Origin of the sequence: Streptomyces gamaensis, assembly GCF_042656465.1 — a bacterium.
In the GTDB taxonomy this organism is placed as follows: Bacteria; Actinomycetota; Actinomycetes; order Streptomycetales; family Streptomycetaceae; genus Streptomyces; species Streptomyces gamaensis.
In genome coordinates this window covers 160,278-171,105 of sequence record NZ_JBHSPB010000014.1, presented here as the reverse complement: position 1 = coordinate 171,105, position 10,828 = coordinate 160,278, and the positions used below count along the sequence as shown (strand labels likewise).

At 75.1% G+C, this 10,828-nt stretch carries 6 protein-coding genes and 2 pseudogenes; all 8 read left to right on the top strand.

Annotation, left to right across the window (positions count from 1 at the left end; all coding sequences use genetic code 11):
• A pseudogene (locus ACFP1Z_RS22740) lies at positions 1-764 on the top strand (hypothetical protein); the annotation flags it as partial.
• Between the two features lie 36 nt (positions 765-800).
• Positions 801-1,619, top strand: a complete 819-nt coding sequence (gene ddaH / locus ACFP1Z_RS22735) for a dimethylargininase (RefSeq protein ID WP_390318836.1) — start codon at positions 801-803, stop codon at positions 1,617-1,619.
• A 63-nt stretch (positions 1,620-1,682) separates the two neighbouring features.
• On the top strand, positions 1,683-3,296 hold the full coding sequence (locus tag ACFP1Z_RS22730) for a (2,3-dihydroxybenzoyl)adenylate synthase (RefSeq protein WP_390318835.1): 1,614 nt from the start codon (positions 1,683-1,685) through the stop codon (positions 3,294-3,296).
• 80 nt (positions 3,297-3,376) lie between these two features.
• Entirely contained in the window at positions 3,377-4,699 is a 1,323-nt protein-coding gene (locus ACFP1Z_RS22725; protein WP_390318833.1) for a salicylate synthase, read from the top strand.
• 250 nt (positions 4,700-4,949) lie between these two features.
• A complete protein-coding gene (locus ACFP1Z_RS22720) occupies positions 4,950-5,777 on the top strand; it encodes a phosphatase PAP2 family protein (protein ID WP_390318831.1) in 828 nt (275 codons plus the stop codon).
• Positions 5,778-5,934: 157 nt separating this feature from the next.
• Positions 5,935-7,122 carry an acyl-CoA dehydrogenase family protein gene (locus tag ACFP1Z_RS22715; protein ID WP_390318829.1) on the top strand — a complete coding sequence of 396 codons (1,188 nt, stop codon included), beginning with the start codon at positions 5,935-5,937 and terminating at the stop codon, positions 7,120-7,122.
• A 137-nt stretch (positions 7,123-7,259) separates the two neighbouring features.
• Complete coding sequence (locus ACFP1Z_RS22710; protein ID WP_390318827.1) at positions 7,260-9,488, top strand: serine/threonine-protein kinase; 2,229 nt, start codon at positions 7,260-7,262, stop codon at positions 9,486-9,488.
• Between the two features lie 65 nt (positions 9,489-9,553).
• Positions 9,554-10,645 (top strand): annotated as a pseudogene (locus ACFP1Z_RS22705) (NAD(P)H-dependent flavin oxidoreductase); the annotation flags it as partial.
• Positions 10,646-10,828: the final 183 nt, after the last annotated feature.

Here is a 10,828-nt window from a genome sequence, read left to right as displayed (position 1 = left end):
CGGTTCGCGGGTCCGGTCGACTCGTCTTCCGTGTGCACTCCCTGGTCGCCGACGACGCCTCCTGGCAAACCCTCCTCGGCGAACTCGACGCCGCCCTCACCGCCCTCGCCTCCGGCATCACCCCCGAACCCGGCCCCGCCCCCGCCCCCTTCGCCACCTGGTCGGCCCCCACCCGCGAACCCGGCACCCACACCCGCACCCGCACCCGGCACCTCGCCACCGGTCCCGCCCTCGACACCCTGCGGCGCGTGGCCGACCGCTTCCACGCCGACCCCGTGGACGTCGCCCTCACCGGACTCGCCCTCGCGCTCGACACACCGCATGCCGTCGACGTCACCCGCTCCGGACGCGGCGAGCGGCACCGCACCACCGTGGGCCGCTTCACCGTCTGGCACCGCGTCACCCTCGGCGCCGAGACCGAGGCCGACCACGGCGCGCTGCTGAAGCACGTCAAGGAGCGACTGCGCACCGACGCCGCGCAAGACGCGGAAGACACTCCCGTGCTCGGCGTGCGCGTCCTCCCCGGCACCCCCGAAAGCCCGGTGCTCGCCGTCGAACTCTCCGGGCCGGACGGCCCCTTGGACGCGCTGGCCGACACCTGGCCCCGCGCGCTGCGCACCCTCGCCGCCCTCGACCGCCCCGGCCAGGGCGGCCACACCCCCTCGGACTTCTCCCTCGTCGCCCTCGACCAGGGTGCCCTCGCCGCGCTGGAGACCCGCTGGGCCGCCCGCCGGCCCACCGGCACCACCGGCACCAGTAACTGACCTTCCCTCACCCACGACCGACCCGGAGGCACCGCCATGACCCGTACCGCCCGTCCCCGCCGCTACCTGATGTGCCGCCCCACCCACTTCGAGGTCAGCTACTCCATCAACCCGTGGATGGACCCCGCCAAGCCCGTCGACACCGGGCTCGCCATCACCCAGTGGGAACAACTGCGGTCCCTCTACCTGGAGTTGGGGCACGAGGTCGAGCTGATCGACCCGCTGCCCGGCTGCCCGGACATGGTCTACGCCGCCAACGGCGCCACCGTCGTCGACGGCAAGGTGCTCGGCGCCCGCTTCCGCAACGCCGAGCGCGCCGCGGAGGGCCCCGCCTACCTGGACTGGTTCCGTTCCCACGGCTGGAGCGCCCTGCACGACCCGGAGCACGTCAACGAGGGCGAGGGCGACTTCCTGGTCACCGGCAGTTGGGTCCTCGCCGGCAAGGGCTTCCGCAGCACGCCCGAGTCCCACGCCGAGGCCCAGGAGTTCTTCGGGCGGCCCGTGATCGGACTGGAACTCGTCGACGAGCGCTATTACCACCTCGACACCGCGCTCGCGGTCCTCTCCGAGGACGAAGTGATGTACAACCCGCGGGCGTTCACCCCCGGCAGCCTGGCCGTCCTCGAATCCCTCTTCCCCGACGCGGTGCTCGCCGGCCCCGCCGACGCGGCCGCCTTCGGGCTCAACGCGGTCAGTGACGGCCGGCACGTCGTCCTGCCCGAGGCGGCGGCCGGCCTCGCCGCCGCGCTGCGCGAGCGCGGCTTCGAGCCCGTCGGCGTGGACCTGAGCGAGCTCCTCAAGGGCGGCGGCAGCGTCAAGTGCTGCACCCTCGAACTCCGCGGCCCCGCGGCCTGACCCCCGCCGCGCACAGCCGCGGACCCCGCCTCCCCCACCGCAGAAGCAACCGAAGGAACCGCCATGCGTGAAGGATGCGTGCCCTGGCCCGCCCCCCTCGCCCAGGAGTACCGCGCCCGCGGCTACTGGACCGACGAGCGGCTGGGCACCTGGCCCGCGCCCCTGCCCGACGCCGCCACCCGTACCGCGGTCGTGGCCCCCGACCGCACGCTGACCTACGCCGAACTCGACCGGGCCGCCGACCGGCTGGCCGCCGGACTGCACGCGCGCGGCATCGCCCCCGGCGACCGCGTCGTCGTCCAGCTCCCCAACATCTCCGCGTTCGTCACCCTGAGTCTGGCCCTCTTCCGGCTCGGCGCGCTGCCCGTCTACGCGCTGCCCGCGCACCGCGGCGCCGAGATCGTCCACCTCGTGGAGACCTCGGGAGCCGTCGCCTACGCCATCCCCGACGAGGCCGCCGGCTTCGACCACCGCACGCTCGCCGCCGAGGTGCTGGAGCGCACGGCCGGCACCGGCACGCTCGCGCACGTCCTCGTCGCGGGCGACCCCGGACCGTACACGGCCCTGGCCGACGTGGACGCCGACCCCGTACCGCTGCCCGCCCCGGACCCCTTGGAGCCGGCCCTGTTCCTGCTGTCCGGCGGCACCACCGGACGGCCCAAACTCATCCCGCGCACCCACGCCGACTACGCCTACCAGCTGCGGCAGACCGCCCGGCTGTGCGGGGTCGGGCCGGACAGCGGCTACCTGTGCGCCCTGCCCGCCGCGCACAACTTCGCCCTGGCCTGCCCCGGAGTCCTCGGCACGCTGCGCGTCGGCGGCACCGTCGTGCTCGCGCCCTCGCCCTCGCCCGAGGACTGCTTCCCCCTCCTCGCGCGCACCGGAGCGAGCGTCACCTCCCTGGTGCCGCCCCTCGTCCCTCTCTGGCTGGAGATCACGAAGTCGACCTCCTGCGACATCTCCTCGCTGCGCCTGCTCCAGGTCGGCGGCTCCCGGCTCGGCCCCGAGGCCGCCCAGCAGGTCGCACCCGTCCTCGGCTGCACCCTGCAGCAGGTGTACGGCATGGCCGAGGGACTGCTCAACTACACGCGCCTGGACGACCCGGAGGAGGTCGTTGTCCACACCCAGGGCCGGCCCCTGTCCCCGGGCGACGAACTGCGCGTCGTCGACGAGGACGGCGTCGAGGTCCGCCCCGGCGGGACCGGCGAGCTCCTCACCCGCGGCCCGTACACGCTGCGCGGCTACTACCGGGCCCCCGCGCACAACCGCGCCCGCTTCACCGCCGACGGCTTCTTCCGCACCGGTGACCTGGTGCGCCTGACCGCCTCCGGCAACCTCGCCGTCGTCGGCCGCATCAACGACGTCGTCAACCGGGGCGGCGAGAAGGTCCCCGCCGAGGAGGTCGAGGAGCACCTGCTGGCCGACCCGCGCATCCGCGCCGCCGCCGTCATCGGCCTGCCCGACGCGTACATGGGCGAACAGACCTGCGCCTGCGTCGTCCCCCAACACCCCGACGCCCCGCCCACGTTGGAGGAGGTGCGGGCCGCGCTCACCGCCCGCGGTGTCGCCGCCTACAAGCTCCCCGACCGGCTGGAGACCGGCCTCGCGGAGCTGCCGCTGACCGGCGTCGGCAAGGTCGACAAGAAGGCCCTCGCCGCCCGGTACACGGCCCCGTGACACCCGCCGGCACGACCCGTACCGCCCCGTACAGCAGCACCCATGCCCCGTGCGACCGGCACGGGGGGAAAGGAAGTCAGGTGGCAGCCACCTACCGCACCGCACCGGTGCGCACCGCCGGGGACCCCCTCCTCGCCGCGGCCCGCCTCGCGGGCTCCGCCCGGTTCGACGGCCACGTCGTCTACGAGGGCCCGGACGGCTACGCGTTCGCCGGGGGAGCGGCGGCCGAGTTCGTCCTGCGCTCGCGCACCCTCACCCGCACCGCCGGCGGCCGGACCGTCGAGGAGCCCTGGCGGGGCGACCCGCTCGAACCCGTCCGCGCCTTCCTCGACGGCCTGGACATCGCCGACTGGCGCGCCTACGGCTGGTGCGCCTTCGAACTCGCCTACGCCGTCTCGGGCGGCGGGACCGCCGACGACGGCGAGGAGACCGTGCTCGCCCACCTCGTCGTGCCCCGCACCGAGGTCCGCTTCACCGCGGACGGCGCTGTTGTCCGCAGCCTCGATCCGGACGAACTGCGCGCCGTCGCCGCCCTGGTCGCCGAACCGGCCCCCGAACCCGCCGGCTCCGGACGGCTGCTCGCCCCCGGCCTCGCGCACGGCGCCGCGCACTACGAGCAGGCCGTCGACGCCGCCGTCGGCGACATCCGCGACGGCCGGCTGCAGAAGGTCGTCCTCTCCCGGTACGTGCCCGTCGACGAGGAGATCGACTTCGTCGCCACCTATGTGGCCGGACGCCGCGCCAACACCCCGGCCCGCTCCTTCCTGCTGGACCTGGCCGGCCTCAGGGTCACCGGCTTCAGCCCCGAGACCGTGGTGGAGGTCACCGCCGACGGCCGCGTCGCCAGCCAGCCACTGGCCGGCACCCGCGCCCTGACCGGCGACGCCGGGGCCGACCGGGCCCGGCGCGAGGACCTGCTGTCCGATCCCAAGGAGCTGCACGAGCACGCCATCTCCGTCAAGGTCGCCGTCGACGAGCTCGCCGGCCCCTGCAAGCCCGACACCGTCGTCATCCAGGAGTACATGACCGTCAAGGAACGCGGCACCGTCCAGCATCTCGCCTCCAAGGTGGCCGGCCGGCTGCCCGAGGGCGGCAGCCCCTGGGACGCCTTCGCGGCCGTCTTCCCCGCCGTCACCGCCTCCGGGGTGCCCAAGCACGCCGCGTACGAGCGGATCCGCGCCCACGAACCCCGGCGCGGCCCCTACGCGGGCACCGTGCTCACCGTCGGCGCGGACGGCTCGATGGACGCCGCCCTCGTGCTGCGCAGCGTCTTCGCGCAGGACGGGCGGACCTGGCTGCGGGCCGGGGCGGGCGTCGTGGAGCACTCCCGCCCGGGCCGTGAGCTGGAGGAGACCTGCGAGAAGCTCGCGAGCGTCGCCCGCACCCTGGTGGCCCGGGGATGAGGACACGGGTGCCCGCCCGGCCCGGGCGGGCACCCGTGCCGACGCTCCGAAGTCCTGTCGTCACCCAGGGTGTTGATCCCGTGCCCGTCGTGGCCGTCGGGGCCGTCCGCGGGCAGTGGCCGGATCAAGGCCCCCTCCGGGCGCGTGTAGCTTTGCGGTAGAGCCGTGCCGATCGTGCGGCACGCATACGTCACCGTCGCGTGTACTGCCGTGCCGGTACCGCCCTACCGATACAAAGGACGCCTCACCCATGCCGTATGTGCGCCACTGGTTGCGCAACTCCGTCCTGCTGTTCGCGGTCGCGATCGCGCTCGGTCTGGTCGCCGCGCACACGCAGCTGATCCAGCCGCACGACCTGGACCTCGACCGCACCATCCAGACCGGCACCCGCACCGGCTGGCTGAACGACGTGATGCTCGGCGTCAGCTATCTCGCCTCGCCCGTCGCCGGGGTCGTGATCCTCGCGGTGTGGACCGGCTGGCTGCTGTTCGTACGCCGCACCCCGACGCGGGCGGTCGCGACCTTCCTCGTCGTCGCCGTCGGCTGGAACAGCACCCAGATCGCGAAGGCGATCGTCGCCCGGAACCGGCCGCCGCGGCAGTTCTCGCTCGACCCGGAGATCGGCTCCAACAGCTTCCCCAGCGGACACACCGCCTTCACCGTCGCGGTGGCCGTCGCCGCGTACTTCCTCTTCCGTGACAGCCGTCACAGGACGAAGGTCGCGGTGTGCGGAGTCCTCGCGGTCTGCCTGGTCGCCTTCTCCCGCATGTACATCGGCGCGCACTACCCGACCGACACCCTCGGCTCCGTGCTCGTGGCCGGCTCCGCGATCCTCTTCCTCACCGGGATCTGGCACGCCTGGCTGCTGCCGCGCCTGCACCGGGTGCCGCTGCTGGACCGCTTCGGGCTGGAGCGCGAGCAGGCGGCCCTGGAGGCCGCCCGGGGCGGGCACACCGAGCCCGGCGCGAACGGCACGTACGGCGCCCACGGCGCGCACAGCCCCTACGGGCAGCAGGGCGGCCGCCGACGGGCGGCGGGACCGCAGGGCGGACGGCACCGCAGGCACGCGGGACGCTGAGCACAGCGCGCACTCACGCAGGAGACGGCGGGCCGGTCGCGGGGCGACCGGCCCGCCGCCGTGTGCGGCGCCCCGGCGCCCTTCCGGATTTCTGCAACGCGTTCTACCGTGTGCGCCGTCACGGCGGCTCCACGGCTCGTACGACCCTGGAGGGGCGATGGACCTCGCGTACACCCCGCAACAGCAGCGCTTCCGGACCGCGTTACGGGAGTACTTCGCGCGGCTGGTGCCCCCCGGGGCCCACACCCGGCACTTCGACGCCGCCGAGCAGAAGCGCTTCTACCGGGCCACGATCCGCCGCCTCGGCGCCGACGGGAAGCTCGGCGCGGGCTGGCCCGAGGAGTACGGCGGCAGCGGGCTGACCCCCGTGGAACAGTTCATCTTCTTCGACGAGGCCACCCAGGCCGGCGTACCGCTGCCGCTCATGGCCCTGGGCACCGTCGGCCCCACCCTCATGCGCCACGGCACCGCCGGACAGAAGGCGTACTTCCTGCCCCGCATCCTCTCCGGCGAGATCGACGTCGCCATCGGCTACAGCGAACCCGGCGCCGGCACCGACCTCGCCGCGCTGCGCACCCGCGCCGAGCGCGACGGCGACCACTACGTCGTCAACGGGCAGAAGATCTGGACCACCAACGGGGACACCGCCGACTGGATCTGGCTCGCCGTGCGCACCCGGCCCGTCGAGGAGGGCGTCCCCCCGCACCAGGGCATCAGCATCCTCCTCGTCCCCACCAGCGCTCCCGGCTACTCGTGCACCCCCATCACCACCCTCACCTCCCATGGCACGACAGCCGGTTACTACGAGAACGTACGGGTGCCCGTGAGCCACCGGGTCGGCGAGGAGAACGCCGGCTGGAAGCTCATCACCACACAGCTCAACCACGAGCGCGTCACCCTCGCCGCCCACGGCTCCACCGCCCTCGCGGCCCTGCGCGAGGTCCGCGCCTGGGCGGCCGGCACCCGGCTCGACGACGGCCGCAGGGTCGCCGACCTGGGCTGGGTACGCGGCCTGCTCGCCCGCACCCACGTCCGGCTGGAGGCCATGCGCCTGCTCAACTGGCAGATGGTGGACGCCATCCAGCGGCAGACCCTCACCCCGCAGGACGCCTCCGCCGTCAAGGTCCACGGCTCCGAGGCCTGCCGCGACGCCTACGCCTGGCTGATGGAAGTCCTCGCCGCGGCAGGCCCGTTGAAGGAGGGATCGGCGGGTGCCGCCCTGCACGGGGCACTGGAGCGGCACTACCGCAGTGCCGTCGTCTTCACCTTCGGCGGCGGCAACAACGAGATCCAACGGGAGATCATCTCCTGGATCGGGCTGGGAATGCCGCGGGTGCGCCGGTGAGGAACCCGGGGCCCCGGTCCGGCGCGCGCCGTGCGGCCCGCGCCGCCCCCGCCCTTCGTCTACAAGGCGGGCGGGGCGGCCGTCATACTTGAAGGGCCGGGGGCGGGACGGGCGATCGACGGGGGCGGCGGCGCGGCATGGGCGACACCAGGCTGATCCAGGGCCGGTACCGGCTGCTCGAACGGATCGGGCGCGGCGGCATGGGAGAAGTGTGGCGCGCCTGCGACGAGTCGCTCGGCCGGCACGTGGCCGTCAAGTGCCTCAATCCGCTGGGCCCCCGGCACGAGCCGTCCTACGTGCGCGTGCTGCGCGAGCGGTTCCGGCGCGAGGCACGCGTCGCGGCCGCCCTGCAGCACCGCGGCATCACCGTCGTCCACGACTTCGGCGAGTCCGAGGGCGTGCTGTACCTGGTCATGGAGCTGCTCGACGGGCGCAACCTCAGCGAGCTGCTGACCGACAACAAGCAACACCCGCTGCCCGTCGCCGAGATCACGCAGATCGCCGAGCAGGTCGCCGCCGCCCTCGACTACACCCACCGGCAGGGCGTCGTCCACCGCGACCTCAAACCCGCCAACGTCATGCGGCTCACCGACGGCACCGTGAAGATCTGCGACTTCGGCATCGCCCGCCTCGCCCACGACATCGGCTTCACCGCCCGCCTCACCGGGACCGGGGTCGCCATGGGCACCCCGCACTACATGTCGCCCGAGCAGATCGGCGGCGGCTCCGTGGACCACCGCAGCGACCTGTACTCCCTCGGCTGCGTGCTCTACGAACTGGCCACCGGCGCGCCGCCGTTCGACATGGACGACGCCTGGGCCGTCCTCGTCGGCCACCGCGACACCCCGCCCCGGCCGCCGCGCGAGCTGCGCCCCGAACTCCCCGCGCCGCTGGAACGGATCGTCCTCGACCTGCTCGCGAAGGACCCCGACGACCGCCCGCCCGACGCCGCCGACCTGCACGCCCGCGTCCTGCGCCTGCCCTCCGGCGAACCCCCGGAGCCCGGCCCCGCGAGGCTGCCCGGCTGGGCCCGCGCCCTGACCACCGGCACCAGGGCCCTGGGCCCGGGCCCACGGCCGCCCGCGTCGCACGACCCGGGCGAGGGCCTCACCGGGGTGTGGACGGGGCAGGGCGCGCCCGGCACCGGAACGGGGCCCGAGGAGGAGCGTCCCGGGAGCGGCGGGCGGCACGTGGATCCCGGCGGCGAGGCGACCGTGGCGGACGGCCGCGGCGGCGCGGACCCCGGTGAACCCGCCCGCGGCACCGGACCGTTCGAGTCCGGCCACACACCCCCCGAGCCGCCTGTCGGGCCGCCCTCCGCCGCGCTCGGCGAGCGGCACCGCGAAGGAGCGGCGCTCGCCCGCGCCGGGCGGTGGACCGAGGCCGGGCAGGTACTCGCCGCGGTCGCCGCCGACTGCGAGCGCGCCCTCGGCGCCGAGCACCCCGACACGCTCGCCGCGCGCCAGGAGCACGCGTACGTGCTCGGGCAGCTCGGCCGGCACTCCGAGGCCCACCGCGAGTACGCCGCCGTGCTCGCCGCCCGCGAACGCGCCATGGGCGCCGACCACCCCGAGACCCTGCGCTGCCGCCACAACGTCGCCTTCAACCTGGGCCGGCTCGGGCGGCTGGAGGACTCCTTCCGCATGGCCCGCGAGGTCGCGGCCGCCCGCGCCCGGGTCCTGGGACCCCAGCACCCCGACACCCTCGTCACCCGCTGCGAGGTCGGCTACGCCCTCGGCCAGCTGGGCCGCTGGCACGACGCCCTCGCCGTCTACCGCGACGTGGCCGTCGCCCGGCAGCGCACCCTGGGCGCCGAGCACCCCGACACCCTCGCCGCCCGCTACGAGGCCGGCATCTGCCTCGGCCGGCTGGGCCGCAGCGCCGAGGCCTTCACGCTCTTCCGCGAGCTGGCCGACGAACGCACCCAGGCCCAGGGCGCCGACCACCCCGACACCCTGCGCGCCCGGCACTGCCTCGGCGTCAACCACGGCCGCCTCGGCCGCTGGGAGGACGCCCTCGCCGAGGCCCGCGACGTCCACGAACGGCGCGCCAGGGTGCTGGGCGCCGACCACCCCGACACCCTCGTCAGCCGGCGCGAAGTGGCCGTCGCCCTCGACTGGCTGGGCCGCTGCGCCGAGGCCCTGCCCGTCTACCGCGAGGTCGCCCAGGCCCGGCAACGCGTGCTCGGCGCCGACCACCCCGACGCGCTCGCCAGCCGCAACGACGAGGCCCTGTGCCTGCAACAGCTCGGCCGCTCCACCGAGGCCGTCGAACTGCACCGGCAGGTCGCGGCCCTGAGCCGCACCAGCGCGGGCCGCGGCGGGCCGCCGCCCGGCCGGCGGGCGGACCGGGGCACCCCCAACTGACGCTGCGTCAGAAAATGGCGGCCGTCGTATTCCCTCGTCGCCCGCCCTGAGGCATCCTGCCGCCCATGCAGACGGAGCTGAGCCGGCAACTGGGCATCGAGCACGCCGTCTTCGGCTTCACCCCCTTCCCCGCCGTCGCCGCCGCCATCAGCCGCGCCGGCGGACTCGGCGTGCTCGGCGCCGTCCGCTACACCGACCCGCGGGAACTCGCCCGCGACCTGGAACAGCTGGACCGGGACAGCGGCGGCAGACCGTACGGACTCGACGTCGTCATGCCCGCGCGCAAGGTCGAGGGCGTCAGCGAGGCCGACGTCGAAGCGATGATCCCCGAAGGACACCGCCGATTCGTCGAGGAGACCCTCGCCGGCTTCGGCGTCCCCGAACTCCCGCCCGGCGAACGCTCCGGCTGGCGCATCACGGGCTGGATGGAGGGCGTCGCCCGCGCCCAGCTCGACGTCGCCTTCGAGCATCCCCTCGCGCTGCTCGCCGGCGCTCTGGGCCCGCCGCCCGAGGACGTCGTCCGCCGCGCCCACCGGCTCGGCGTCCCCGTCGCCGCGCTCGCCGGCAGCGCCCGGCACGCGGCCCGGCACGCCGCCGCCGGAGTCGACATCGTCGTCGCCCAGGGCTACGAGGCCGGCGGCCACACCGGCGAGATCGCCACCATGGTCCTCACCCCCGAAGTCGTCCGCGCCGTCGCCCCGTTGCCCGTGCTCGCCGCCGGCGGCATCGGCAGCGGCGAACAGGCCGCCGCCGCCCTCGCCCTCGGCGCGCAGGGCGTCTGGCTCGGCTCGCTCTGGCTCACCACCGAGGAAGCCGGCCTCGCCTCCCGCGCGCTCACCGCCAAACTCCTCGCCGCGGGCTCCGGCGACACCGTGCGCTCCCGCGCCCTGACCGGCAAACCGGCCCGCCAGCTGCGCACCGCCTGGACCGAGGCCTGGGACGACCCCGCGGGACCCGGCACCCTGCCCATGCCCCTGCAGGGCCTCCTCGTCGCCGAGGCCCTCACCCGCATCCAGAAGTACGAGGTGACCCCGCTGCTGGGCACCCCCGTCGGCCAGATCGTCGGCAGCATGGACTCCGTGCGCCCCGTACGCGCCGTCCTCGACGAACTGACCACCGGCTTCGCACGCGCCGTCACCCGCCTCGACCGCATCGCTGCGGACACCCCACCGCCCCCCGCCGCCCCCGCCGACTCCACCACCCCGGCCGCCCGACCCCGCCAGCCCGGCCCGTGCTGACCCGGCTGCGCCAACTGCTCGGCACCGCACGGCGGGAAGGGGCCGGTGCCGGCGCCAGGCGGCCGCCCCAGCGGTCCTCGCCGGGCGGTGCGCGGCGGGTGT

What these genes read in the sequence shown, in the direction of transcription:
- ddaH (WP_390318836.1), top strand. Translation starts at nt 801, where the DNA reads ATGACCCGTACCGCCCGTCCCCGCCGCTACCTGATGTGCCGCCCCACC.
- ACFP1Z_RS22710 (WP_390318827.1), top strand. Translation starts at nt 7,260, where the DNA reads ATGGGCGACACCAGGCTGATCCAGGGCCGGTACCGGCTGCTCGAACGG.
- ACFP1Z_RS22720 (WP_390318831.1), top strand. Translation starts at nt 4,950, where the DNA reads ATGCCGTATGTGCGCCACTGGTTGCGCAACTCCGTCCTGCTGTTCGCG.
- ACFP1Z_RS22715 (WP_390318829.1), top strand. Translation starts at nt 5,935, where the DNA reads ATGGACCTCGCGTACACCCCGCAACAGCAGCGCTTCCGGACCGCGTTA.
- ACFP1Z_RS22730 (WP_390318835.1), top strand. Translation starts at nt 1,683, where the DNA reads ATGCGTGAAGGATGCGTGCCCTGGCCCGCCCCCCTCGCCCAGGAGTAC.